Annotated in this window: 1 pseudogene; it reads right to left on the reverse strand. The window is 60.5% G+C overall.

Features of this window, described 5'->3' with window-relative positions:
* A pseudogene (locus tag ACPYOI_RS36405) lies at positions 1-261 on the reverse strand (ABC transporter ATP-binding protein); the annotation flags it as partial.
* Between the last annotated feature and the right edge of the window lie 2 nt (positions 262-263).

The following is a 263-nucleotide window of genomic DNA, read 5'->3' on the forward strand; positions in this document are numbered from 1 at the left end:
GCCCATGTGATGACCGACCGCCTCGCTGTAGTAGTTCTGCACCATCGTGAACAGGCCGCGCAGAATGCTGACCGTGAGCAGGAGCAGGGCGGTCGTCAGGAGTGCATTCTCGGCAATCTGGCCCGCAGCGCCACCGGCGACCGCCGTCTGCGTCTGGTCGACCGCGTGGCCAAGCAGTCGAGGTATCATCAACTGTAACGTTGCAGCTACAAAAGTTGCCCCAATGGCGAAGCTTGTCTGCCATGGATGGCGCAGTGTCATAT

It is taken from the genome of Rhizobium sp. SVR5-2C (genome assembly GCF_056755115.1).